25 protein-coding genes are annotated in these 22,834 nt (G+C 72.0%); 12 read left to right on the top strand and 13 right to left on the bottom strand.

All coding sequences use genetic code 11. The features are described 5' to 3' along the window. Window positions 1-41 precede the first annotated feature (41 nt). Complete coding sequence (locus ACFYXU_RS22315) at window positions 42-605, bottom strand: SUKH-4 family immunity protein (protein ID WP_389459423.1); 564 nt, start codon at window positions 603-605, stop codon at window positions 42-44. Between the two features lie 272 nt (window positions 606-877). On the opposite strand from ACFYXU_RS22315, the gene ACFYXU_RS22310 reads away from it, so the two are divergent. After that, window positions 878-1,342 carry a hypothetical protein gene (locus tag ACFYXU_RS22310; protein ID WP_389459420.1) on the top strand — a complete coding sequence of 155 codons (465 nt, stop codon included), beginning with the start codon at window positions 878-880 and terminating at the stop codon, window positions 1,340-1,342. A gap of 448 nt (window positions 1,343-1,790) precedes the next feature. On the opposite strand, the gene ACFYXU_RS22305 is transcribed toward ACFYXU_RS22310, so the two are convergent. Together ACFYXU_RS22305 and ACFYXU_RS22300 are read right to left on the bottom strand one after the other, a co-directional pair. Then, window positions 1,791-2,594: an ABC transporter permease gene (locus ACFYXU_RS22305; protein ID WP_376511942.1), complete on the bottom strand. Its 804-nt coding sequence runs from the start codon at window positions 2,592-2,594 to the stop codon at window positions 1,791-1,793. Next, entirely contained in the window at window positions 2,581-3,594 is a 1,014-nt protein-coding gene (locus ACFYXU_RS22300) for an ATP-binding cassette domain-containing protein (RefSeq protein WP_389459417.1), read from the bottom strand. Before ACFYXU_RS22300 ends, ACFYXU_RS22305 begins: the two co-directional genes overlap by 14 nt. Before the next feature lie 687 nt (window positions 3,595-4,281). Here ACFYXU_RS22300 and ACFYXU_RS22295 point away from each other — a divergent pair. Continuing rightward, window positions 4,282-4,569: a WhiB family transcriptional regulator gene (locus ACFYXU_RS22295; protein WP_376511962.1), complete on the top strand. Its 288-nt coding sequence runs from the start codon at window positions 4,282-4,284 to the stop codon at window positions 4,567-4,569. A gap of 6 nt (window positions 4,570-4,575) precedes the next feature. On the opposite strand, the gene ACFYXU_RS22290 is transcribed toward ACFYXU_RS22295, so the two are convergent. Then, window positions 4,576-4,959, bottom strand: coding sequence for a hypothetical protein (locus ACFYXU_RS22290; RefSeq protein ID WP_376511946.1), 384 nt, complete (start codon window positions 4,957-4,959; stop codon window positions 4,576-4,578). Between the two features lie 175 nt (window positions 4,960-5,134). Between ACFYXU_RS22290 and ACFYXU_RS22285 the strand changes: the two genes are divergently transcribed. The 5 genes from ACFYXU_RS22285 (at window position 5,135) to ACFYXU_RS22265 (ending at window position 8,162) form a co-directional block, all read left to right on the top strand. Beyond that, window positions 5,135-5,356, top strand: coding sequence for a hypothetical protein (locus ACFYXU_RS22285; RefSeq protein ID WP_376511948.1), 222 nt, complete (start codon window positions 5,135-5,137; stop codon window positions 5,354-5,356). 115 nt (window positions 5,357-5,471) lie between these two features. Continuing rightward, entirely contained in the window at window positions 5,472-5,828 is a 357-nt protein-coding gene (locus ACFYXU_RS22280) for a PRC-barrel domain-containing protein (protein ID WP_376511950.1), read from the top strand. 19 nt (window positions 5,829-5,847) lie between these two features. After that, entirely contained in the window at window positions 5,848-6,015 is a 168-nt protein-coding gene (locus tag ACFYXU_RS22275) for a hypothetical protein (protein WP_384571687.1), read from the top strand. Between the two features lie 16 nt (window positions 6,016-6,031). Then, window positions 6,032-6,400 carry a hypothetical protein gene (locus ACFYXU_RS22270; RefSeq protein WP_389459415.1) on the top strand — a complete coding sequence of 123 codons (369 nt, stop codon included), beginning with the start codon at window positions 6,032-6,034 and terminating at the stop codon, window positions 6,398-6,400. A 556-nt stretch (window positions 6,401-6,956) separates the two neighbouring features. After that, window positions 6,957-8,162: a multicopper oxidase family protein gene (locus ACFYXU_RS22265; RefSeq protein ID WP_389459413.1), complete on the top strand. Its 1,206-nt coding sequence runs from the start codon at window positions 6,957-6,959 to the stop codon at window positions 8,160-8,162. 106 nt (window positions 8,163-8,268) lie between these two features. Here ACFYXU_RS22265 and ACFYXU_RS22260 read toward each other — a convergent pair whose 3' ends face one another. From ACFYXU_RS22260 to ACFYXU_RS22250, 3 genes are read right to left on the bottom strand one after another with little or no spacing between them, the layout of a single operon-like run. Next, window positions 8,269-8,535, bottom strand: coding sequence for a DUF4235 domain-containing protein (locus tag ACFYXU_RS22260; protein ID WP_376638606.1), 267 nt, complete (start codon window positions 8,533-8,535; stop codon window positions 8,269-8,271). After that, on the bottom strand, window positions 8,532-8,987 hold the full coding sequence (locus ACFYXU_RS22255; RefSeq protein WP_389459410.1) for a DUF3618 domain-containing protein: 456 nt from the start codon (window positions 8,985-8,987) through the stop codon (window positions 8,532-8,534). Before ACFYXU_RS22255 ends, ACFYXU_RS22260 begins: the two co-directional genes overlap by 4 nt. Then, window positions 8,984-9,397 (bottom strand): phage holin family protein, encoded by a 414-nt coding sequence (locus tag ACFYXU_RS22250; RefSeq protein WP_389406911.1) that lies wholly within the window; start codon window positions 9,395-9,397, stop codon window positions 8,984-8,986. The genes ACFYXU_RS22255 and ACFYXU_RS22250 overlap by 4 nt, the downstream gene beginning before the upstream one ends. A gap of 354 nt (window positions 9,398-9,751) precedes the next feature. On the opposite strand from ACFYXU_RS22250, the gene ACFYXU_RS22245 reads away from it, so the two are divergent. After that, the gene (locus ACFYXU_RS22245; protein WP_361404075.1) at window positions 9,752-10,648 is read left to right on the top strand and encodes a DMT family transporter; all 897 of its coding nucleotides are present in this window, start codon (window positions 9,752-9,754) and stop codon (window positions 10,646-10,648) included. 14 nt (window positions 10,649-10,662) lie between these two features. Here ACFYXU_RS22245 and ACFYXU_RS22240 read toward each other — a convergent pair whose 3' ends face one another. Continuing rightward, entirely contained in the window at window positions 10,663-12,057 is a 1,395-nt protein-coding gene (locus tag ACFYXU_RS22240; RefSeq protein ID WP_361404072.1) for an STM4012 family radical SAM protein, read from the bottom strand. A gap of 245 nt (window positions 12,058-12,302) precedes the next feature. Here ACFYXU_RS22240 and ACFYXU_RS22235 point away from each other — a divergent pair, with 245 nt between their 5' ends. Then, the gene (locus tag ACFYXU_RS22235) at window positions 12,303-13,403 is read left to right on the top strand and encodes a DUF1152 domain-containing protein (RefSeq protein ID WP_389459407.1); all 1,101 of its coding nucleotides are present in this window, start codon (window positions 12,303-12,305) and stop codon (window positions 13,401-13,403) included. 91 nt (window positions 13,404-13,494) lie between these two features. Here the strand turns inward: ACFYXU_RS22235 and ACFYXU_RS22230 are convergent, their stop codons facing one another. From ACFYXU_RS22230 to ACFYXU_RS22215, 4 genes are all read right to left on the bottom strand, one after another. Beyond that, entirely contained in the window at window positions 13,495-14,265 is a 771-nt protein-coding gene (locus ACFYXU_RS22230) for a restriction endonuclease (protein WP_389459674.1), read from the bottom strand. Window positions 14,266-14,567: 302 nt separating this feature from the next. Continuing rightward, window positions 14,568-15,914: an MFS transporter gene (locus ACFYXU_RS22225; RefSeq protein WP_389459404.1), complete on the bottom strand. Its 1,347-nt coding sequence runs from the start codon at window positions 15,912-15,914 to the stop codon at window positions 14,568-14,570. 304 nt (window positions 15,915-16,218) lie between these two features. Continuing rightward, window positions 16,219-17,880 (bottom strand): amidohydrolase, encoded by a 1,662-nt coding sequence (locus ACFYXU_RS22220; protein WP_389459401.1) that lies wholly within the window; start codon window positions 17,878-17,880, stop codon window positions 16,219-16,221. Window positions 17,881-18,031: 151 nt separating this feature from the next. Beyond that, on the bottom strand, window positions 18,032-18,931 hold the full coding sequence (locus ACFYXU_RS22215) for an Lrp/AsnC family transcriptional regulator (protein ID WP_376513382.1): 900 nt from the start codon (window positions 18,929-18,931) through the stop codon (window positions 18,032-18,034). Between the two features lie 201 nt (window positions 18,932-19,132). Here ACFYXU_RS22215 and ACFYXU_RS22210 point away from each other — a divergent pair, with 201 nt between their 5' ends. Next, complete coding sequence (locus tag ACFYXU_RS22210; RefSeq protein WP_389459398.1) at window positions 19,133-20,134, top strand: C-terminal binding protein; 1,002 nt, start codon at window positions 19,133-19,135, stop codon at window positions 20,132-20,134. Further along, window positions 20,131-20,925, top strand: coding sequence for a class II aldolase/adducin family protein (locus tag ACFYXU_RS22205; protein ID WP_389459396.1), 795 nt, complete (start codon window positions 20,131-20,133; stop codon window positions 20,923-20,925). Before ACFYXU_RS22210 ends, ACFYXU_RS22205 begins: the two co-directional genes overlap by 4 nt. Before the next feature lie 24 nt (window positions 20,926-20,949). Here the strand turns inward: ACFYXU_RS22205 and ACFYXU_RS22200 are convergent, their stop codons facing one another. Continuing rightward, window positions 20,950-21,927, bottom strand: a complete 978-nt coding sequence (locus ACFYXU_RS22200; RefSeq protein WP_389459393.1) for a hypothetical protein — start codon at window positions 21,925-21,927, stop codon at window positions 20,950-20,952. A gap of 228 nt (window positions 21,928-22,155) precedes the next feature. Between ACFYXU_RS22200 and ACFYXU_RS22195 the strand changes: the two genes are divergently transcribed. Then, a complete protein-coding gene (locus tag ACFYXU_RS22195; RefSeq protein WP_389459390.1) occupies window positions 22,156-22,800 on the top strand; it encodes a GAP family protein in 645 nt (214 codons plus the stop codon). Window positions 22,801-22,834: the final 34 nt, after the last annotated feature.

The raw sequence follows: 22,834 nt of genomic DNA, 5'->3' as shown, positions 1-22,834 counted from the left end.
CCCCAACCACCAGGATGACGCCCTCGATCCAACAGCCGAGGTCAGTAGAGCCAGCGGTCCAGGAGACCCGGCCACACAAACCCCTCGTAGCCGTTGAAGGCTGCCGGGTCGATCTCCTTCAGCTCCTCAGCCAGTCGGTTCAACTCAGCGATAGCCCGCCCTTCCTCCTCTTCAGAGAGGTACTCCTCGGGCGGCCCGTCCGGCTCGCCCAGAAGTTCTGATGCCGTGACGCGGCTGCCGTAGTGGTGCAGGACGTCGAGCCACACGCCGACACCCGAGCTGCCGAACCACGCCTCCCCATCCGGCATGACGAAGTAGACCGTCCCGGTCTCCGGCTCGACGCCGAACGATGACCGTTCGGCCTGGTCATCGGGGTCCGTCTGCTCGGTGAGGCGGTAGAGCGGGCCCCGCGACGTGAGCAGGGCCGGCTCAACCTCGCTCTGCATCACGACTCGTTCGATGAGACGCGGAGCCAGCGGAATGCCCACCTCGACGAGCTGTTCCTTCATGGAGCCCGGGATACGCCAGCCGGCCACAACACCCCGTTGTGCTCGCGTCACATTCCCCAATCCGGCCCACTCGGTCAGCTGGTCGTACGTCGCCATCGGACGATCCTCTTCCGTCGGGTGGGGTCCTGGCCCCATCGATCCGGTTTCAGGCCGAGACACGGCCGCGCTTGTGGGGCAGCCCTTGACGTGGTTTCTGTCGGTGAATGGGTGCCGGGCATCATGGTCGTCGACGGGGGCCAACGGTGAGAGGACGGGAGCGACATGTGTCTGTCGGCGGACAAACGGCTTTGACCGAGCTGTGGCAGCAGCGCTGGCCCCACTGCCCTCCGGTCGGGTACAGACTCCGTGACCCGTACCGGGATCTTTGGGTGCGCTTCCACAGCATGCCGGAGTCGAAGCGCTACGCAGAGGACGAGAGCGAATACGCAGTCGTTCTGGAGCGGTACAACACCGTCCTCCATGAGTTGTTCGCCGGCGGGGATATCTACGTGATCGCCCCGGTTTGGACGAACGAAGCCGAGGTTTCGCCACCCCAGTCAGACGTCGGCTATTGGCAGACCCTGCTGATGACGGACGATCCAGACCCGGAGTTCCGCACCTACTGCCATCTTTTCGCCGCCCGCCGGCCCTGGCGATATGGCTGCCTCGATGAGCTGCTCCGTGACGTCGCTGAAGACAAGGTGGCGGGAGTCCTCATCACCGACACCCAGATGCGGCGCGTCTACCACCCCTACGACGGCGGCGCCGATGTCTTCCTTGCTACGCCAGGGGAACGCGATCAGGCGCGCGATCGGCATACCGACTGGCTTTCCAGCCACCCATTGGGGCTGTGAAATGGGGGCAAAGCGGTGGTAGACCGAGGGCCAGCACGGTCCGACACCGGCGGGAACTGCCTGCAACCCGACGTGGCCACGAAGACGATCGTGGCCAGAGCCTCCCGGTCACAGGCCCGGCGTCGGCCCACGCTCTGCTGACGCTTCACCTCAACGCTCCGTGACGTGCGCGACGAACGTGTGGACCTCGGCGGTGAGATTGCGCATGTCCTACCCGGCCGCGTGCCACGTGGTGGCCTCGAACTTCCATTCCTCAGATCAGAGGGGGCCCGGTCACAGATCCCCCGGGCCAGGCGGACATGACCGCCTGGGTGATGTTCGAAGGGGCGATGCGGTCCAGTACGTCCAGGTCCGTGATTGAGCCCTCGCTCGGTCGTGAACCGACGGGTGGCGCCGCCCATCGCCTCAGGGCCATGGGCGGCGTCACCCCGCCCCTCCCCCTCCCCGCTCAGCCCCGGGAGACGCGCCCGCGCAGGGCCGTGAAGGCGAGGAAGAAGCTGAAGGCGCCCACGCCCAGGATCGCCAGGAGCCCTGGCCAGAGGTCGTGCCAGACCCATCCGGGACTCAGGAGGGAGCGCAGGGCGGCCAGGAGGTAGGTGACGGGGTTGTACTCGGCGATGGTGGCGAGCCATCCGCTGAGTGCCTGCTCGGGCAGGAACGACGTGGTGAGGAAGGCGAACGGGAAGAACAGCAGGAAGGACGAATTGACCGCACCGGGGCTGCCGGTACGCAGGGCGATGGCGTACGGGAAGCCGGTGAAGGCCAGCCCCCACAGTCCGGCGATCACCACGAAGACGATCGCGCCCGGCAGACCGGAGCTGAAGCGGACGCCGACGGCGAGTCCCAGGATCAGGACCGGGACGCACAGGGCCATGACGAGGGCGAGGTCGGCGACCATGAGGCCGAGCAGCAGGGCGGGGCGTCGCATGGGAGTGAGCAGCAGCCGGTCGAAGTAGCCGCTGCTGATGTCCGTGACGAGTCCGCTGGCCCGTGAGATCCCGGTGACGGCGAAGACGATGGCCACGGGGAGCTGGAAGGCGCGGAAATCGGTGATGCCGGTCTTCTCGGCGACCGGTTCGAGGGCTCCGACGTTCACGACGAAGAAGAAGACGGGGACGATCAGGGCGGGAATGACGGTTTCCAGGTCGCGGGGAATGGAGCGCAGCGCCCGGATGGCCACGGACGTGAGGTCCCGGAAGAACCCGGCTCGGTGCGGTGCGACGCGTGCCCGGGCGTGGCTAGCCGTGGTCATCGGTGCTCCCGCGCGGTCGGGTGGGTTCGGGTGAGGTGGCGGCGGTCCCGGGGGTGGTGATGCGTTCGCCGGTGACGGAGAGGAAGACGTCGTCCAGGGTCGGCCGGCGCAGGGAGATCTCCTGTACGACGATGCCGGGTGCGCCCGCCAGGGCGACGGCGACCGGGCTGATCGCGGACGGGCCGTCGGTGACGCTCACGGTGAGGGTCTGGCCCTGGGGGTCGACGCGTCGGACCACGTCGAGCCGGTCCAGCACGCTCCTGGCCTCGGCGACGGAGCCGGTGAACGTCACGATCACCACGTCGGTGCCGATGTCGCGCTTGAGTTCCGGTGGGGTTCCCTCGGCGACCAGTCGGCCCCGGTTGATGATGCCGACCCGGTGGGCGAGCGCGTCGGCCTCTTCGAGGTACTGGGTGGTGAGGAAGACCGTCATGCCGAGCTCGGTGTTGAGCCGCCGTACCTCCTGCCAGACGCGCGACCGGCTCACCGGGTCGAGTCCGGTGGTGGGCTCGTCCAGGAACAGGACCTCGGGGTCGTGGACGAGGGCGAGGGCCAGGTCGAGCCGGCGTTTCATGCCGCCCGAGTAGGTGCCGACCCTGCGCCGCAGGGCGTCCCCGATGTCGACCAGGTCCATCAGTTCGGCGACCCGGGCCCTGGTGGCCGCGCGCGACAGGCCGTAGAAGCGGCCCTGGAGGTGGAGCATTTCGAGACCGGTCTGCCGGTCGTCCAGCGCCGCCTCCTGGAGCGCGACCCCGACGCGCAGCCGCACCTGTTCGGCCTGGGTGGTGACGTCGAAGCCGGCGACGGTGGCGTGGCCGGCCGAGGGGTTGATCAGGGTGCAGAGCACGCGGGTGAGCGTCGACTTGCCGGCGCCGTTCGGGCCGAGGAATCCGTAGATCTCGCCGGCGCGCACGGCGACGTCGACGTCGTCGACCGCCACGAGGTCGCCGTACCGGCGCACGACGCCTTGTGCGGAGATCGCGAGGTCGGACGGGTTCACGGGCGGGGCTCCCTTGCGTTGGCGCACCTGGTGCTTCGCCGGGAGACCGTGGGGCGGATGCACGTCGGAAGGCTGGATCGCCTTCCGGTGGGCACGGGCCGCTCGCACGAGGGGGTGGGGCGGCGCCACCCGCGGGAAGGGGAGAACCGCGGGTGGCGCACGCACCGACCGTCGTCGCCGTCCACGGCTCGGGGGGAGTGTCCGAGGACGGCGGCGTCAACCACCCGCATGCCCGGGGCACCGCACCTCACACCTGACTTTTTCGGGTGGCGCCTGATTTCTTTTCGGAACGGATCGGGGTGCATGGGCTCCGGCATCGAGGGCATGCGGACGCTGAGCGGATGGGACCCGCTCACTCGCCGGGCCGCGGACATCCCCTTCCGCCGGGCCCCGGCAGGGTGGAACACCGGTTCGCACCAGTGGTGGGTGCGGGCCTGCGAGGAGCCCCGGCCGGTCGCGGCCGGGGCTCCTCGGCGTTCGCTCACCTGGTGGGGGCTCCCCGTTGTCGCCGCCTCGACGGCTGGATCCGGCGGGTGATCGGCCGTGGGCTGCCCTCCCGGATCACCCGATAGGGCGAACGGTGGGGCGAGCTGTAGACCTGCGGCACGTGCCTCCGTAGCGTGCCTCCCCAGTCGAACATCGCCGAGCGGGCGGACGAATGCCGGGGGACGCGTGGACACCATCTGGATGTCGTCGGGGCTGTGCCGGACGGCGCGAGCGGACGATCTTTTCGTCGAGGGCGCGGCTCAGAACCGCGCGAAGGCCCTGTGTACGGGCTGTCCCGTGCAGGCCGCGTGTCTGGCGTACGCGCTGGACCATCGTGTGGAGCACGGGGTGTGGGGAGGCATGACGGAGCGGGAGCGCCGGGGGTTGCTGAGGCGTCGCCCGACCGTGCGGTCCTGGGCCCGGCTCCTGGACACGGCGAGGCGCCAGAGCGACGGGGGTGGCACGGTGGCCGCACCGCGCCCGGCCTGACCCGGTTCACGCGCGGAGGAGCGCGGCGAGGGACGCCGCGATCTCCACCGGGTCCGGGGGGAGGGTGACGACGGCGTCCGCCAGGCTCCAGGTGGCCAGCCAGGTGTCCTGCGGCCGTCCCATGAGGAGCAGGACGGGCGGGCATCGGAAGACCTCGTTCTTGATCTGCCGGCAGACTCCCATGCCGCCTGCCGGCGTGGCTTCTCCGTCCAGGACGCAGGCGTCGATCCGGCTGGCCTCCAGCGTCAGCAGGACGGCGGGGAGGGTCGCGCACTCGATGAACGAGACCGGTGGGATGTCGGTCGCGGGGCGGCGGCCGACGGCCGTGCGGACCTGGGCCCGAGTGCCGGCGTCGCTGCTGTACAGGAGGACGGTGACGGACGACGGCATCTTTTCCTCCCGGTGCGCGTCGGGTCGTGAGGGACCGGATCGGATCGGCCCGACAGTGGATGAGCTTCAGACGTTCAAAATTGCATAAATGGGGTATTCACGCATGTTCGGCATCTGTCGGGCTGCTGACCCGTCCGTGTGGCGGGCCCGCGCGACCTCACGGTGGTGAGAAGCGATGACCTCATGCAAACCCCCCGACTACCGCACCGGCCATCGCGGCCGGCACTGGACCCACGCGCTGCGCTGTGCGCAGAAGAGCGGAGCCGTCATCGTCACCGACGAGACCGGGGAGCCGGTGACCTACGCCCACGAGGACTCCGGGCCGGGTCGGTTCCGGCCCTGGGTCACGGAGAGGGGGTCCCGCTGCGACAGCCACGACGTGCACCCCGAGTGGTGACGGGCGGCCCGGGCACTTCCCTGTTCGGTGTCGGCTCCTCCCCCGGCACCGTCTGCGGGCGGAATGTCAGCTCCGGCCACATGATGGAGTCACGTCGCAGAACGGAGGCCGATGGATGATCCAGATCGCCGACATTCGGGAATGGCGCGAGCACGACGTCGTGGACGCCGACGGGAAGAAGATCGGCACGCTCGAGTCCGTGTACGTGGACACGGCGACCGACGAGCCCTCTTTCGTGACGGTCACCGTCGGTCTCCCCACCAGACACCGGCTGGTCTTCGTGCCCATCGGCGAGGCGACCGTCGGTCCCGGGTACCTGAGGGTCCCGTACGACAAGTCCACGGTGAAGGACGCTCCGGCGATCGAGACCGACGGCGTGCTGGCGGCCGAGTTGGAACCGGAGGTCTTCGCGCACTACAAGCTGGAGCACCAGCCCGGCGTCGGCGGCGAGCGACGTCTGGCCCGGCGCTGACCGGCGGGGAGAGGCTCTGATGGTCTGGGTTCTGCTGCTCGTGATCGCGGCGATCGTCCTCGGCATCGTCGGCGCGGTCGCCCACGGGCTCTTCTACCTGCTGGTCATCGGCGTGGTGGTGTTCGTCGCCGCGATGGCGCTGGCGGCCGCGCGGTTCCGTCGCACCGGTCGACGTCCCGTGCGATGACGTCCGGACGGCGCGCGTGACGACGGATCATCCCGCGAAGCGGGGCGGCGACGGACGCGACCGGTTCGCGGCCTTCTCGGACCGGGCGTCGAACATCACCAGCTCACCGTTGTTCTACGTCCTGTGCGTGCTGCTGGTCGTCGGCACGATCGTTCTGCACTTCCTGCATCCGCCGCTGTCCTGGCTGATCTTCGCCGGCGATCTGATGACGTCGGTCAACCTGCTGCTGCTCGCCCTGCTGAAGAACGCCGAGCTGCGCGACTCGCACGCCGTCCAGCGCAAGCTGGACGCGATCGCGGCGGCGCTGCTGGAGCAGTACGAGGGCACGGGCCAAGAGGCGGCCGACGAGCTGAGGCGCGCCATCCGGATGGACGAGCGCCAGTGAACGCCGGTCCCTCCGCGGCGGACCGATGGTCACCGGCGCCCGGGGCGGACCGGCGCCGCCACGCGTTCCCGCAGGTCCGGTCGTGTGGCGTACGGCCCGCGCGCGGTGTGGCCGTCACGGCGACGCGTGGGCGGCCTCCTACCGTGCACGTCCATGGAGTCAGGTGAGGGAATCCGCCGCCGAGCCGTGCTGAAGGCCTTCCCCGGCGCGGGTCTCGCGTTCGCGTCCGCCGGACCGGCACCCCGCCGGCCCGCCACGGAGGTGCCGGTGACCTTCCCGCAGCCGGCCGTGTCGGCCGCGCGACCGGGGCCCGGTTCCGTGGCGGCGCTCGTCGAGACGCTGGACGTCCGGTACACGGACGTGCTCGTCCCGGGGTACGGCCGCGTCGTCACCCGCACCTACAACGGGACGATCCCGGGGCCGACCCTCCGTGTGCGCGCGGGTCAGATCCTGCGTCTCACGCACGTCAACGGTCTGCCGCCCCATCCGCCCCACAGCGGCGGCCACCACACACCGCACCGTCCCCACAGCTTCAATCTGCACACGCACGGGATGCATGCACGTCTGCCCGTCCGGGCACGCCGACAACGTGCTGCGCGAGTTCGCACCGCGCACCGCGGAGGAGACCGCCGCCGGTGCCGCGGAGCCCCGGTACACCTCGACCGTCCACGTCCCGGCCGATCATCCCGCCGGGACGTACTGGTACCACCCGCACCTGCACGGATCCATCGCCGAGCAGATCGTGGGAGGCATGGCCGGGGTGATCGTCGTCGAGGGCGACGTCGACCTGGTCCCCGAGATCAGGGCGGCCGCCGATCTCGTCGTGTGCGTCAACGAGCTCAAGGTCAAGGACGGCAGGATCCCCGCGTTCACCTCGGGCGCCTGGGTGACCGGCGTCCCGTCCGTCTTCACCGTCAACGGCGCGGTCAATCCCCTTCTCCGGCTGAGGCCCGGCGAGGTGCAGCGGTGGCGGCTGGTCGCCGCGACCGCGTTCACGGCGCTGCGGCTCCGGGTCGGCGGCGACGACGGCCATCTGCCGCTCCACCAGATCGCGCAGGACGGCGTGACGCTTCCGGCGCCGGTCACCGTGGAGCGGTTGGAGCTGGCCATGGGCAACCGCGCCGATGTCCTGGTCCGGGGTGGCGCACCCGGGCGGTACGAGCTGCGGTCCGAGGGCATGGCGGGCCCGCTGATGACGGTCGAGGTCGCGGGAGACCCGGTGCGGCCTGCGATGGACCTCCCGGTCTCCCTGCCGCCGGGCAGGCCGTTCCTCGACGAGCGGGACACCGCCGGGCCCGGTGCGGACCGCGAGGTGGTCTTCCACACCGACCCGGGCGTGTTCTCCGGGGCGTTTCCGAACGCCTTCCGGATCCTGGGCACCCAGGCGACCCCGGCGGCGGACCCTCACGGCGATCTGACCCGGGACCCCGCCTACGGCCTGTTCGATCCCGACCACGTGAACCACACCCTGCGGCTCGGCACCGTCGAGCGGTGGACCGTCCGCACCGACGAGACGCTGCCGGCGCACAGCCATCCGTTCCACCTGCACACGAACCAGGTCCTGTTGACCCACCGCAACGGGCGGCGCCTCGACCCTCCGGTCTGGCACGACACCATCGGCCTGTCGGGCGGCAGCCCCGGAGACTCCGTCACGTTCCTGGTCAGGTACGAGGACTTCACCGGCGACACCATCGCGCACTGCCACCAACTCCAGCACGAGGACCTCGGCATGATGCAGAGCGTCCGCTACGTCCGCGACTGAGGCCTCCGTCTCGGTCCCGCACGCCCGCGCGGGCCGGTTCCCGCTGCCGTCCGCGGACGTGCGGCGGCGCCGGACCTCGGGGAAGGCCCGGCGCCGCCGCGGGCTGTCAGCCGGGCCACGTCCCGGTCAGGCGACGGACTCCGCCGGCGCCCGCGCGGTCGACGGCCGCCTTGACGACCGCGAAGATCGCCCCCTGCAATGCGGCCGAGATCAGGATCTCGCGCCACGTTCCGTCCTCGTCGGTGGGCGAGGGCGCCGCGCCCTCGTGGCCCATCACCTTCCAGGCCTGCTTGAAGGCGAGGCCGGCCGCCATGCCGCTCGCGGCGCCGAGGACCAGGCCGAACGGCCTGTAGGCGAGCTTGGTCGCGTTCATCGTCGCCTCCGGCTGCGGCGTACGAGCAGGACGGCCACGAGCGCGGCGCCGGCCGCGATCAGCGGCGTCCGCTTGCCCTGGGCCAGGTTCGCGGCGGCCCAGGCCTTCTCGCGCACCGGGTCCGGCGTCTTCTCCGAGGCGAGGCGTCCGACGCGCGTCGCGGTGTCGTGGACCTGTGCCGCGGCGTGGGACGCCTTGTCCAGCACCGGATCCGGCGTCCTGTCCTTGACCGACCGGGCGGCCTGGGACGTCTTCTCCCGGATCCGGTCCGTGACGACGACGGCATGTTCCTTGATCTCCGCCGCCTTCACCTTGGCCTGGGCCTTGACGTCCGCCTTGGCCGCCAGCGCCTCCACCGTGGTGCCGAGCTCGTCACGGGTGCGCTCGACCTGCTCGCGCAGGGCCTCGGGCGTGGGCGCGGCATTCTTTCCGTCGTGGGAGGGGGTGTTCATCGGTGTGCTGCCTCCTTGATCTCGGCCACGTCGGCCTTGACGCCGTCGATGGCCTGCTCGGGTATCGGAGCGCCGGCCTTGGCGATCTGCCGCTTCCCCACGGCGGCCGTCAGTGCCGCGACCGCCGCCAGCAGTACGGCGGAGACCAGGCCGGCGGCCCACAGGGGGAGAACGAGCGCGAAGGCGCCGATCAGAGCGACGACCAGAGCCTGCGCGGCCAGGAGGCCGAGCAGACCCGCTCCGCCGAACAGACCGCCGCCGACGCCGTACCGTCTGCCCTTCTGGCTCATCTCCGCCCGGGCCAGCCGCATCTCCTCACGGACCAGTTCCGCGATCTGCGCCGACGCCCGTGAGACCAGGTCGCCCACGGATGCCTCGGTGTGGTCCGGATCCCGTCCGACCGCGCTCATCGGCTCCTCACCCTTCCTCGTACGTCCACGTCACGGACCGCGACGACGTCCGCTCACGCCGTCCGTGCGGCACCGCTTCGTTCGCGGTCCCGTTCCGTCACGGGTGGCGGCCGATCGCCGGGTGCGTGTCTCGCTGTCACGGCCCGCGTACCCCGTGATCGGCGGCTCACCCACCCGTGTTCGGGAACCTCGGGGGCGGGATCCGCGACGGCCGTCCGGGGGGAGAACCCCCCGGTACGGTGCGAAGTCGCCGTATCCGCCGGTGGCGTGGCGCCGATCTCATGGGTTTCGCCAAGGGCCGGGGGATCACCGGGGCCGGTACGTTCGCGCCGTCCGAGGCTTGGGAGGGTCGGCGTGAGCGGTGTGGTGGCGGTGCTGGTGGCGGCGGTGCTGTGGGGCACCGTGGGGCCGGCTCAGATCTGGGCGGACAGTGGCGCGCACCCGGTGTCGTTGGGCGCGGCCCGGATGCTCCTGGGCGGCCTGGTCCTGACGGTGGCCATGGTGCGGCCGGACGGGCTGCGCACGCTGCTGCGGCAGGGGGTGCGGCGGTGGGTCGTGCTGTGCGTGCTGGTGACGGCCGCGTTCCAGGTGTGCTTCCTGCAGGCGGTCGAGCGGTCGGGGGCGGCCCTGTCGACGGCGACGACGTTCGGGACGGTGCCCGTCGTGAGCGGGCTGTGCGGGCTTGCCCTGTCCGGGGAGCGGTTGTCGAGGCGGTGGGTGGGGGCGACCCTGTGCGCGGTGGTCGGGATCGGGCTGTTGCTGCTGCCCGGGAGCGAGGGGCGCGCGGACGTCCTGGGTTCCGTGTTCGGGGTGGCCGCGGGTGCCGCGTTCGGCGTCTACATCGCGGCGACCAGGGAGCTGGGCGCGCGCGGCGGCGATCTGGACGCGGCCGCTCCGGTGAGCGTGCTGGGCGCCGGTCTGCTGGTCTCCCCGTCGCTCCTGCTCGCTCCGGAGGGGCTGTTCACCGGGCGAGGCACGGCCCTCGTGCTGTGGCTGGCGCTGGGGACGACGGCCCTGGGCTATCTGCTGTTCACGCGGGGCGTGGGCCGGCTCAGCGCCGCCACGGTGGGGACGCTGAGCCTGACCGAGCCCCTGGTGGCCACCGTGTTGGGAGTGGCCTTCCTCGGCGAGCGGCCGGGACCGCTCGCCGTCCTGGGGGGTGTTCTCCTGCTGGTCGGTCTGGTGGCCGTCTCGCTGCCGGCGCGGTCACGGCCGGCCCGGGAGGAGCGGCCCGAGCCGGCCGTGCCGTGAGCGGGCCGGGCGCGTTACCGGTCCTGGTAGCTGCTCATGTTGGCCCGCACGTGGTCGGAGAAGAACCTCGGGCCGATGGCGTCGGCGCGGGCCATGCCCTCCGGGGTCAGCAGCAGCACCGTGCCCGCGGTCCGGACCCAGTTCCGCGCCAGGAGGGTGTCGAGCTGGACGGCGAAGTCGGTCTCGAAGCGGGTGCCGAAGTGGCTCTCGTAGTGGGCGAGGTCGAGTCCGGAGGATTCGAGGAGGTGCTGGAGGACGTACATCCGGCGTCGTTCGTCGTCGCTCATGGCGAAGGCCCACTGGGCGCGCCGGAAGCGTTCGCTCGGGGTCGCGATGTAGTCGTCGATGATGCGGCGCACCTCGGGGACCGCGACGGCGTAGTCGGTGGTGTAGTGGAGGCCGGTGGTGAAGGAGCGGGCGCCGACGCCGAGGCCGACCATGCCGGCCTGCTGGTTGTACTCGCTGATGCTGCTGCCCTCCTCGTCCTCGGTGGCGGCGGTGCCGATGCGCCGGAAGACCCGCATGGACGTCTGCTCGTATCCGGCGGACAGGAGGTGGTCCCGGCCGAAGCGGTAGAGGCGCAGTCGCTGGTCGTCCCACTCGTCGGGGCCGGTCACGTGCCGGGAGCTGAGCCCGGTGAGGGGGCGGACGTAGAGGGGGTAGAGGTAGATCTCCTCGGGCTCCCAGGCCAGGGCGGCGTCGAGCGAGAGCTGGAAGGTGCGTTCGGTCTGGCCGTCGATGCCGTAGATGAGGTCGATGTTCAGGATGGGGAAGCGGGCGTCGCGCAGGCGGCCGAGGGCGGCCTCGACGTCATGGCGTTTCTGCGGCCGGACGGCGGCCCGGACCTCGTCGTCGAGGAAGCTCTGCACGCCGATGCTCAGGCGGGTCGCGCCGCGTTCCGCGAGGACGGCGAGCCGGTCGGCGGTGGCCGTGTCGGGCGAGGTCTCGACCGACCAGGACGCCGCCTGGAGGTCGGCGCCCATGATGTGCTCGCAGATGTCGCAGAGCCGGGTGAGCTCTTCGGCCGTGAGGTACGTCGGGGTGCCGCCGCCGAAGGCGGCAAGGGGGAAGCGTAAGGACTCGCCCTGGGCGTCGAGGGCCTCCCGGGTGACCCGGGCCTGGCGTTCGAGGGTGCCCAGGAAGGCGGAGGTGACCTCCTCGGGGGCGCCGGTGCGGGTGAAGAGGTTGCAGAACCCGCACCTCATCTCGCAGAAGGGGACGTGGACGTAGAGCGAGAGGGCGTCGAGCCGTTCGCCGGCCCACAGGTCGCTCAGGAGCGGCCCGTCGTCGAGGAGGCGGTAGGCCTTCTGGTGCGGGTAGGCGTAGACGTACTGCTGATAGGGGGTCTCGGACTCCGTGGGGATCGTGACGGGAAGGGAGGGGGACGGAAGCATGACGGGCTTGCTCATGGGCGATGCGCCTCGCTTTCTGAGGAATCGTCACAGGCGTGGTCAGTTCGGCACCTTAGGATGACCGGGAGGGGGATATCTGTAGTGTGATCCACAAAAGATCGGATTCACGGACTAGAGGTTCATCCGCACTTTTCGCGGCGAATGCGCTTCCTCCCTAAATGCCCGCCCCGACGCGGGTCTCTGACGATCCGGCGGTGCGAAACGCCTGACGGACCGCGACCTCCTGGGGTTGGGTGTCCGCCATGAAGCGACTTCTCATCGCCGCCGGAGGTGGCGGCGACGCCATCACGGCGGCCATGGTGCACGCCGCTCTGCACGGCGCGCACACTCCGGCCCTGGTCCTGACGTACGCGTGGGAACGGCTCGTCGTCGACCCCGTGCCCGGACCGCGCGGCACGGCCGACTTCACCGGCCTCGACCGGCCCGCACCCCATGTGGCGCTCGTGACGCCCCGGACCACGCCGAGAGCACCGGCCGGGTCACTGCTCCCCCGGCTGGCCGGCGGGCTGAGGCCCGCGCTGGGCATGCTCGATCCGTACGAGGGAGTCGTCGGCCTGACCCGTCAGATCCAGGCGGCGGCACGCTGGTGCGACGCCGACCGGATCGACCTCGTGGACGTGGGCGGCGACATCGTCGCGCGCGGGGACGAGCCGACGCTGCGCAGCCCCCTGGGCGACGCGCTGGCCCTCGCCGCCTGCGCCGCGTCGGGCCTCCCGACCGACGTGTACGTCGCCGGGCCGGGCTTGGACAACGAGGTGCCGCGGGCCGTCCTGAAGCCCCGGCTGGGTGATCCGGCGTTCGCCCTCGCGTCCGAGGACACCGAGGGCGTCCTGCCCGTCTTCGACTGGCATCCCTCCGAGGCCGGGGCGATGCTCGTCGCCGCCGCCCGGGGCGTACGGGGCGTGTGCGGCACCCGTGACGCGCCCGCCCCCGTCCTCCTGGACGACGCCTCGCACCAGGTGCACCGGCTCACCGGCGACGAGGCGCTCCGGCTCAGCCCGCTCGCGCGGGCCCTCGCCGGCTGTCCCGCTCTGGAGGCCGCCGAGGAGGTGTCGCACACCGTGTGCGGCTTCTCCGAGATCGATCGGGAACGTCGGCGCGCGGCCGCCCTGCCGGCGCCTCCCGGCCCCCGCCCGGCCGCGGATGCCGGGGACGTCCTGGAGCGGTACCTCGCCTTCGAGCGGGCCCTGCGCGCGGAGGGCCTCGGCTACGTGACGACCCGCAGGATCACCGAGGAGCTCGACCTCACCGCGTCCGAGGCGGAGACCCTGCACCGCTCCCTGGCGGCCGGCTCTCCGCCGCGACGGGCGGCGCCGCTGTGGCGGCTGGCGGGGAACCTCTGACCTCGACGGCCGGAGGGGCGCCGGGGCGCCGCGCTCCGGCCGGATCCGCCGCCGGTGCTGGTCCGTCGGATGCCGTACGGGTGCCCCCGCCTCAGCCCTCCTCGGCCAGCTCGGCGAGGGGCTGTAGCTGCTCCCAGGGGGCGGGCGCCGTCGACGCGGTCCAGGCCGCGAGCTCCGTACCGTCGACGCAGACGATCCCGCACTGGGCCGCGTACTCCAGCGCCGGATCGGTGAAGGTGCTGGTGGTGACGAGGACGGCCACGTCGGCCTCGTGCACGGTGTAACAGGTGCCGCCGAACCGCTGGAGGTCGGGCGAGCCGACCCGGTGGTCCTCCCCGTACTGCTTGCACTGCACGACCACCCGCGTCCCGTCGGGCGTCGTCGCGATCACGTCCGCGCCGAGGTCACCGGCGCCGCCGACCACCTCCACGGGGGAGCAGCCGTCCCTGGCGCACAGCGCGGCGATCGTGTGCTCGAAGCCGTCCGGGTCGACGCCGAGGTGGTCGAGCGCACCGGAGTCCACGGCGGGCGGGACGGCGGACCCGGCCGCCACCGGGACCGGATCGAGGGGCACGGTGACGTCGTCGAGAACGGTCCTCTCCACGTACGCGCCGTCCTGCGGCAGCTGTTCCGTGGCCGCGTTCCAGGCGTACGGCTCCGCCACCGCCCGTCGGGCCCAGACCGCGCGGCCCGAGGCCGTCCTGCCCCATCGGGTCAGCAGCACCCCTAGGCCCAGCAGCAGCACGAGGACGACCAGGACCGTCGGCAGGTCCGATCCGGTCGCGTGCGCCGCCTTGAACATCAGGGCCACGCCGCCGACCACCGCGCCCGCCAGTCCCACCAGAAGCACCACGTCGCGCAGGGACCTCCCCGGTCCCTCTCGGCGCACCGCGCTGCCACCCCTGTGATCGACCGATGCCATCCGGTCCCCCTCCCTCGTCCCCAAGCCTCTCCCCCGGTGCATGCGCTACGACGCCGACGGGTGCTTCCCGTGCACCGAGGTCGCTGCCCGTCTCACCCCGAATCGATCACACAAACGCCCTCCGGCCAGGGGTTCTCCTCCGGAAGGCACCACCGGGGACCCGGGGCGCGGCCGTCCCGGGTGACGCGCGGCGCCGCCGCCCCCGGGAGGGGACGGCGGCGCCGGTGGCCGGGTGCGGTGGGTCAGGCGGTGGTCCTGGCCGGGGCGGGGACGGCGGCGGAGTCCGCGAGCGGGGCGGACGGGTGCGGGACGGCCAGGCGGCGCAGGCGCAGGGTGCACCAGATGCCGATCGCGGAGATCACCACGAGCATCGCCGCGGGGGGCCAGTAGTGTCCGCCCGCCAGGGCCGACAGCGAGACCGCGGCGAGCGGGGCGAAGCCGCCGAAGATCATGTTGCAGACCTGGTAGGAGAGCGAGATCCCGGTGTAGCGGACGCGGGGGGCGAAGCCCTCGGCGAGGATCGCCGCGATCGGTCCGTACAGGGCGGACATCACGAGGCGCATGCCGAGCATCGCCGCGTAGATGAGGACGACGCTGCCGGTCTGCATCGCGAGGAACTGCGGGACGGACAGCACGATGACGCCCACGAGGCCGGCGACGACCACCTTGTGCGCGCCGACGCGGTCGCCCAGCCAGGAGAGACCGGGGGTGACGAGCAGCTCCAGGAACGCCGCCAGGGTCAGGCCGTTGAGCAGCATCGACTCGGACAGCTTCAGTTCTCCGGTGCCGTACGAGAGGAGGAAGCTGGTGACCACGTAGTAGCCGCCGGTCGCGGTGGCGAGGGCGAAGACGCCCGTCAGGACGGTGCGCCAGGCGGACTGGAGGACCTCGACGACCGGCAGCTTGTCCTGGTCGGTGTGCTCGGCCTTGATGTCGTCCATCAGCGGGGCCTCCTCCAGCCGGAGCCGGATGACGAGACCGATGATCACGAGGATCGCGGACGCGAGGAACGGCACGCGCCAGCCCCAGCTGAGGAAGGCGTCGCTCCCCCACAGGTTCATCAGGGAGAAGGCGCCGGTGGAGAGCAGCGCGCCGACGGACGAGCCGAGTTGGGCGAACGAGCCGAAGAAGGTGGCCTTGCCCTTCGGGGCGTTCTCGACGGCGACGAGGACGGCGCCGCCCCACTCGCCGCCGATCGCGACGCCCTGGACGAGCCGGAGCACGATCAGCAGGATCGGCGCGAGGATGCCGACCTGCGCATACGTGGGGAGGAGGCCGATGGCGACGGAGGCGACGCCCATCATCATCAGGGTGATGACGAGGGTCTTCTTGCGGCCGACGCGGTCGCCTATGTGCCCGAAGACGATGCCGCCGAGGGGCCGCAGCAGGAAGCCGACGGCGAAGGTGCCGAAGGCGGAGAGCGTCCGCAGGAAGGGCGGCATGTCGGCCGGGAAAAAGACGTCGTCGAAGACGATCGCCGCGGCGGTGGCGAAGGCGTAGAAGTCGTACCACTCGATGGAGGTGCCGACGAGCGCGGCGAGCGCGGCTCTCATCGGGCTCTGTGGGGTGGCGGTGCGAGGCTGGGACAAGGGTGCCTCCGGCAGGAGCGGGGAGCGGGGACGGGGGTGCGGCGGCGGGCCACGATCGGGGGCCGTGGCCGAGGGGGGTACGGGGCCGGGTGGCAGCGGCCGGGGTTACGGCGCCGGGGTCAGCGACCGACGTACGGCGCCGGGTGTATGTGACCGGGATGCGGCGCCGTCTTCAGTGGCCGGGATACGAGGCCGGGCCTCAGCGGCCGGGATGCGGCACCGTCTTCAGCGGCCGGGATACGGCGCCGTCTTCAGCGGCAGGGATACGGCGCCGTCTTCAGCGGCAGGGCTACAGCGCCGGGTCTCAGCGGCCGGGAGCGGACCAGGCGCGCGTGCCGCCGATCCAGGTCTCGCGGACGCCGATGGAGGTGAGCGCCTCCGGCGCGGTGGTGAGCGGATCGGCGTCCAGGACGACGAAGTCGGCGAGCATGCCGGGCGCGAGCGCGCCGACCGCGTGCTCGCGGTGGAGGGCCGAGGCCGCGGCGGCGGTGTGTGCGTGCAGGCCGTCGGCGACGGGCAGGCGCAGCGACGGGTCGCCGAGGACCGTGCCGAGGACCGTGCGGCGGGTGGCGGCCGCGGAGACCGCCTCCAGCGGGGCGGGCGGGGCGACCGGGGCGTCGGAGCTGAAGACGACCGGGACGCCGGCGGGGAGGCAGGGGCCGGCCGGGTTGTACCGGTGGCCGAGGTCTCCGATCGCGGTCAGGGTGCCGTCGCCGGTCCGCAGGTGGTGCTGGGGCTGCATGACCGGGACGACGCCCAGGCCGCCCATGCGGGTGATCTGTTCGTCCGTCGGCAGGCCGCAGTGCTCGATGCGGTGGCGTATGTCGGCGCGCGGTACGTCGGCCTGCGCCTTCTCGATCGCGTCGAGGACCATGCCGATCGCGAACGGGGACTGCGCGTGGGTGGCGGTCTGGAGTCCGGCGCGGTGTGCCTTGGCGACGATCTCCGCGTACTCCTCCGCCGAGTGGTACAGCTGCCCGTGGTGGCAGCAGTCCGCGGCGTACCCCTCGGGGAAGTAGGCGGTCCAGCCGCCGAGCGTGCCGTCGGCGTAGAACTTGACGCCCTGGATCCTGAAGAGGTCGTCGCCGAAGCCGCGCACCGCGCCGAGTTCGAGGGCGGTGTCGAGGAGCGCGGAGGTCAGGTACGCGGAGACGCGCATGCGCAGGGAGCCGTCGGCCCGCGCCCGCAGGTAGGTCTCCATCTCCCGCCGGGAGGCCTGGGCGTCGCCGACCGTCGTCACACCGGCGGCGAGGAAGGTCTCCTGGGCGCGCAGGAGGTGGTCGGCCATGATCGCGTCGGGCTCGGAGAGGTGGAAGTTCGGGCCGTGGTTGCCGATCTTCACGCCACCGGGTCCGGTGAGCAGGTCGCAGGCGGCGTCCCAGAGTTGTCCGTCGGGCTCGCCGGAGGCGAAGCGGCCGATGGAGCCGCCCTCCGGGTCCCGGGTGCCGGCGGTGATGCCGCAGGTCCGCAGGGTGTGCGAGTTGACGACGCCGCCGTGGCCGGAGGCGTTCATGACGTACACCTCGCGGTCGTCGGCGATCCGGTCGAGGTCGTGACAGGTGGGGTGGCGGCGCTCGGCGAGGCGGCGGTGCTCGTAGCCGAAGCCGCGCACCGGCACTCCGGCGGGAAGGTCGCGGGCGGCCTCGGTCAGGACGGTGACGAGGGTGTCGATGTCGGGGACCCGCTCGGGGCGGCAGTCGACCCAGGCCAGTGCCTGGCCGTACATGACCGGATGGCAGTGGGCGTCGACGAAGCCGGGGTGGACGAGGCCGCCGTCCAGTGCGAGCGTCTCGTCGGCCCGGCCGCCGAGGGCGGCGCGGGCGTCCTCGGCGGTGCCGACGTGGACGATGCGGTCGCCGCGGACGGCGAGCGCCTCGGCCCGTACCGACGTCCCCGCGGCGGCGACGGCGGCTCCGGTCACCAGGAGGGTGCGGTCGGTACGGGGGGCGGGGAGCGGGTGGTGCATGAGGAGAGCCTACTTTCGGCCAAGGGTCGCGAGAACGGCTGATTCGTTCGTGAGGAACATAGGCAACGAACGCGCGAATGGCTAGAGGCTCAGTGAAATCATTTTTCGGAAGCCGACAGGTCGATTGACTTACGGATCAGCCGTACGCCCCTCAGTGGGCCGAGCTACCGAGGTCGTAGCGCTCCTTGATCAGTTCCAGATGGATCCAGCTCTCCACGCCCCGCACGCCGTCGAGGCCGCGCATGGCGTCGAGCGTGGCGCGGATCGACCCCATCGAGTCGGCGGTGACGGTGCCGACGAGCTCGGCCCTGCCCACGCAGGCGGACAGGAACGACACCTGCTCCCAGCCGGTCAGCACCTCGGCCACCGGTTCGCGCGCGCCGTCGAGGCGGACCGCGAAGCCGCACAGGAAGCCGAGCCCGAGGAGTTCGGGCCGGACCAGGGCCAGCACCTTGACGACCCCGCCGTCCAGGAGCCGGAGCGTGCGGGCGCGGGTGGCGCCGGCGGAGAGTCCGATGATGGCGGCCAGATCCGCGAAGGGCAGCCTGCCGTCCCGTTCCAGCGCGTCCAGGATCTGCAGGTCGGTGGCGTCGAGGTCGGCGACCGTCGGCTCGGCGGCCAGCAGATAGGGGTCCTTGAGGTGGCGCATGCTGATCAGCGGGTCCACGTCCGAGACGCCCGGCACCGCGCGGACGCGCTCGATCGCCCGGTCGAGTTCCTCGAGGCCGTCGGTGCGCAGCTCGGCCATGATCGCCCGCCGGCCGGCGGTGACGGTCACGAACGGCGCCTGCGGCATCGCCGCGATCTCGCGCGCCACGTCCTCGGCCGCACCGGTCACGCCGACGGAGAGGTGCGCCGAGGCGGTGAGCCCCCGTACGGCCGGGTGGACCACGGCGACGACCCGGACGGCGCCCGAGTCGAGCAGGCGCTGCGCCCGGGCCCGGGTGGCCGGACGGGACAGGCCGACCCGCTGCGCCAGCGTCTCGTACGTGAGCCGCCCGTCGCCCTGCAGCTCGCGGACGACGGCCAGATCGATGTGGTCAAGGTCCACCGGATGATCCCCTCGGTTCGGCGGCCCCGGGTCCACACCCGGGGCCGCTTCATTGTCGACCAAGGCGTCGATGCCCCCGATCGATCGTGACATGCATCACGCGCTTCCGCTACGACTCCTTCTAGACGCCTGTGCAGTTGAATCGTAAGTTCATGCCATTCATGGCGAACGAATCGCCTGTCCCGTACGAGAGGGGGCCGGGTGCTCCAGCCCGTCGCCGTTTTCACCGACACCGACGACCTCGATCCGCGCCCCGGCGCGCGGCTCCTCGCCGACGCCGGGTTCGAGGTCCGGGTCGCCGGAAGCCGGGACCCGGACGTCCTCGCGTCCGCCGCGGCGGACGCCGTCGCCCTGATCGTCGGATACGCCCGCGTCGACGCGGCGCTCCTGGACCGCCTGCCGCGGCTGCGCATCATCGCGACGATGTCCGCCGGTCACGACATGGTCGACACCGAGGCCGCCCGCCGGCGCGGGCTCTGGGTCACCCACCTGCCGGACGCCGCGACCGAGGACGTCGCCGTCCACGCGCTGGCCGCCGCCCTCTCGCTCGTCCGCCACCTGCCCCGCGCCGACGCCGTGGTCCGGGGCGGCGGATGGAGCGCCGAGTTCGTCACCCAGGAGGACGGCCTCCCGATGCCGCGCCGCGCGAGCGAGCTCACCCTCGGCCTGGTCGGCCTCGGCCGCATCGCCCGCACCTTCGCCGGTCTCGCCGCACCCGTCTTCGGCCGCGTCGCCGCGCACGACCCGCACGCGGACCCCGCCCACTGGCCCGCGGGCGTCGAGCGGTACGAGACGCTCGACGCGCTCGCCGCGGCGAGCGACGTCCTCTCCCTCCACCTCCCGCTGACCCCCGCGACGCACGGACTCGTCGACGCGCGGCTCCTCCACCGCATGCCGCCCGGAGGCTTCCTCGTCAACGTCGCGCGCGGCGAGCTCGTCGACCCCGAGGCACTCCTGGAGGCCGTCGACACCGGCCGGCTCGCCGGAGCCGCCCTCGACGTCCTCCCGGTCGAACCCCCACCCGTCGGTGACCCGCTGCGGCGTCACCCGCGCATCCGGCTCTCCCCGCACAGCGCCTACCTGTCGGACGCCTCGCGCCGCGCCTACGTCTGCGAGCCCGCGGCGAACGTCATCGCCTGGCACCGCACCGGTCGCCCCCTGACCCCCGTCGTCGACCCCACCAGCGAAGGAACGCCCGCATGAGCCCGACCGCGCCCTCGACCACGCGCACGACCGCCGAGCCGACCCCCGAGGAGCGGGAGCTGCGCCTCCGGCGCGAACTCGCCGCCGTCTACCGGCTCGTCGCGCACTTCCGCATGACCGACCTCATCTTCACGCACATCTCGCTGCGCCTGCCGGGCCCGGACCACCACTTCCTCATCAACCCCTACGGGCTGCTCTTCGAGGAGATCACCGCGTCGAACCTGGTCAAGATCGACCTGGAGGGCCGCCCCGTCGACCCCACCCCGTACCCGGTCAACCCGGCCGGGTTCGTCATCCACAGCGCCATCCACGCGGCCCGGCCCGACGCGCACTGCGTGCTGCACACGCACACCAAGGCGGGCTGCGCCGTCGCCGCGCAGAAGGACGGCCTGCTGCCGCTCAACCAGATGTCGATGGAGTTCCACGACCGGGTCGGCTACCACGACTACGAGGGCGTCGCCCTCAACCTCGACGAGCAGCGCCGGCTCGTCGCCGACATCGGCGACCACCCCGCCCTCGTCCTGCGCAACCACGGTCTGCTGACGGTCGGCGAGAGCGCCTCCCGTGCGTTCCTGCGCATGTACTACCTGGAGAAGGCCTGTGAGATCCAGGTGACCGCCCAGGCCGCCGGAGCCCCGCTGGTCGTGCCGCCCGCGGAGGTCTGTGAGTACACCGCGCGGCAGCTGGCCGGAGAGGCCGACAGCGACTTCGAGGACGTCGACGCCTACGACCTCGCCTGGGCCGCCCTGCTGCGCATGCTCGACCGGAACTGCCCCGACTACAAGGACTGACCGGCGGATGCCCCCGGCCGCCCGTCAGCCTTCCGCGTACGGCGGCCCGGAGGACGCGGGAGCGGACGAGTGGCGGACGGGGGCGCCGTCCCGACCGCCGGTGAGCCAGGAGCCGTCGCCCAGGGGCACGAGTGCGTACAGATCGGTGCCCTCGGCGGGGATCTCACCGCGGAGCTTGCCCGTGCTCACGTCGACGAGGTGGTGGCGGAACCACTCCTCCTCGTCCTCTCCCTCACCGGCCAGCGTGACGACGGCCAGGTCCGCGGTCAGATAGCCGCCGCTCCACTCGACGAAGGACGCCTCCGGGTCGTGGCCGAAGGCTTCGACGGGAAGGGTGACGAGCACCTCTCCGTCGGGGTGGCGGTGGAAGGCGACGTCGCCCTGGCCGTGATCGACGGTCATGAACTGCTCCCCGTCCGGCGCGAGGCCGATCAGGCAGCGGTCCCACCACGGGTACGTCACGAACTCGGCCCCGCCCCCGGCCATGGCCGCGCCCCGGAGGACGACCGCACCGTCCTGGCCCTCCCCGATGTCGAGGTAGACGCTGCCGTCGGCCGGGTGTACATGGTGGCCGGCACCGTGCCCCGCCGTGCCCAACTCCCGGCGGGCGACGACCGCCCCGCTCCCGGCGTCGTGCACGATCCACGCGTCGGCATCCCCGCGCCCCGCCATCGCGTCCGGCCGGTAGACCCAGACGGTGCGACCGTCCAGCGACACCGCACAGGAGGGCCGGTGACCGTACTGCCGGTCCGAAGGCGGCCCGAAATCCGATGTCCACACCGGGACACCGTCACGCCCGAGACACACGACACCGTTCAGCGTCGTGTACACGACGCGTCCCAGGTCGGGCCAGACCGCCGCGTCCACGACCTCGTCGCCGGGACGCGGCCGGAACACCGCGGCGGGCTCCAGCTCACCGAACACCTCGCGATCCACCACATAGGCATGGATCTGCCCGTCGCGCCGGCGCGTGATCAGCTTCGGAGGCCCCTCTGGAGTCATCCGCCGAGGCTAGCGCCCGATCACGGCCGGTCGGCAGCCGGGACCGCCGACCCCGCACCCGGATGCGGAGGTACCCCCGCGCACTGTGCGTGGCCTGCTTGACCGGCCGCGCCCTCGCCTGCAAAGTCTGATTTGCGGCGTTTTCGCCGTCTATCCCTTCTCGCCACGACCGGGTGGTTCGCCGGACGGGCGGCGAAGAGTCCCGAGCCTCAGGAGGTCACGGAACCGGTGGTCCTCGACCTGGTAGTGATCGGTTTGGCCATCACGTTCGGGCCCCTGCACAACAGCGCCTTCATCCTGCTGCTCTCCTCGGCGCGCGGTGTCCGTCTGGGCATGGCGTTCCTGTTGTCCTGGCTGGCCAATCTCGTCGTGGTGATCACGCTCGTGATGCTCCTGACGAACGGTCAGCCCCCGGCGCGCCACAGCGCCCCCTCGACCGCGGCGATCGCCGTGAAACTCGCGATCGGTGTCGCCCTCGTGCTGTACGGCGCCCACCGTCACCGCCGACCGCCCCGCCCCCATGGGCCACCCCGCTGGACCGCCCGGATCGACAACGCCTCCGCCGTCACCGCGGCCGGTCTCGCCTGGGTGCTCCAGCCGTGGGGGCTGGTCGCGGCCGGTGCCGCCGCCGCCCTCGACGCGGACCTCTCCACCGTCTCCGACTGGCTCGCCCTGACCGGCTACTGCCTGCTGGCCACGCTGAGCCTCATCGCCATGGAGATGTACGTGGTCTGGGCCCCCACGAGCGCGAACGCCCGCCTCGACGCGCTGCGCACCTGGCTGAGCCGACACCAGGAGCAGCTGATCGTCACGCTCTCCCTGCTGGTCGGCCTGTGGCTCATGGCGCACAGCATCTACGACCTGGTGTCCTAGGGGGGCCTCGTCGGTCAGGTTGGGCGCGCGACGC

The sequence above is a fragment of the Streptomyces sp. NPDC002232 genome (assembly GCF_042890295.1).
In the GTDB taxonomy this organism is placed as follows: Bacteria; Actinomycetota; Actinomycetes; order Streptomycetales; family Streptomycetaceae; genus Streptomyces.
Note: the sequence above shows the minus strand (reverse complement) of the source record. Positions and strands in the feature narration are given on the sequence as shown.

Bases quoted from the DNA above. Each gene is read 5' to 3' on its own strand.
- ACFYXU_RS22315 (WP_389459423.1), bottom strand. From the start codon at position 605: ATGGCGACGTACGACCAGCTGACCGAGTGGGCCGGATTGGGGAATGTG.
- ACFYXU_RS22305 (WP_376511942.1), bottom strand. From the start codon at position 2,594: ATGACCACGGCTAGCCACGCCCGGGCACGCGTCGCACCGCACCGAGCC.
- ACFYXU_RS22255 (WP_389459410.1), bottom strand. From the start codon at position 8,987: ATGAACACCCCCTCCCACGACGGAAAGAATGCCGCGCCCACGCCCGAG.
- ACFYXU_RS22280 (WP_376511950.1), top strand. From the start codon at position 5,472: ATGATCCAGATCGCCGACATTCGGGAATGGCGCGAGCACGACGTCGTG.
- ACFYXU_RS22235 (WP_389459407.1), top strand. From the start codon at position 12,303: ATGAAGCGACTTCTCATCGCCGCCGGAGGTGGCGGCGACGCCATCACG.
- ACFYXU_RS22275 (WP_384571687.1), top strand. From the start codon at position 5,848: ATGGTCTGGGTTCTGCTGCTCGTGATCGCGGCGATCGTCCTCGGCATC.
- ACFYXU_RS22265 (WP_389459413.1), top strand. From the start codon at position 6,957: ATGCACGTCTGCCCGTCCGGGCACGCCGACAACGTGCTGCGCGAGTTC.
- ACFYXU_RS22290 (WP_376511946.1), bottom strand. From the start codon at position 4,959: ATGCCGTCGTCCGTCACCGTCCTCCTGTACAGCAGCGACGCCGGCACT.
- ACFYXU_RS22250 (WP_389406911.1), bottom strand. From the start codon at position 9,397: ATGAGCGCGGTCGGACGGGATCCGGACCACACCGAGGCATCCGTGGGC.
- ACFYXU_RS22200 (WP_389459393.1), bottom strand. From the start codon at position 21,927: ATGACTCCAGAGGGGCCTCCGAAGCTGATCACGCGCCGGCGCGACGGG.
- ACFYXU_RS22295 (WP_376511962.1), top strand. From the start codon at position 4,282: ATGTCGTCGGGGCTGTGCCGGACGGCGCGAGCGGACGATCTTTTCGTC.
- ACFYXU_RS22260 (WP_376638606.1), bottom strand. From the start codon at position 8,535: ATGAACGCGACCAAGCTCGCCTACAGGCCGTTCGGCCTGGTCCTCGGC.
- ACFYXU_RS22240 (WP_361404072.1), bottom strand. From the start codon at position 12,057: ATGAGCAAGCCCGTCATGCTTCCGTCCCCCTCCCTTCCCGTCACGATC.
- ACFYXU_RS22220 (WP_389459401.1), bottom strand. From the start codon at position 17,880: ATGCACCACCCGCTCCCCGCCCCCCGTACCGACCGCACCCTCCTGGTG.
- ACFYXU_RS22205 (WP_389459396.1), top strand. From the start codon at position 20,131: ATGAGCCCGACCGCGCCCTCGACCACGCGCACGACCGCCGAGCCGACC.
- ACFYXU_RS22285 (WP_376511948.1), top strand. From the start codon at position 5,135: ATGACCTCATGCAAACCCCCCGACTACCGCACCGGCCATCGCGGCCGG.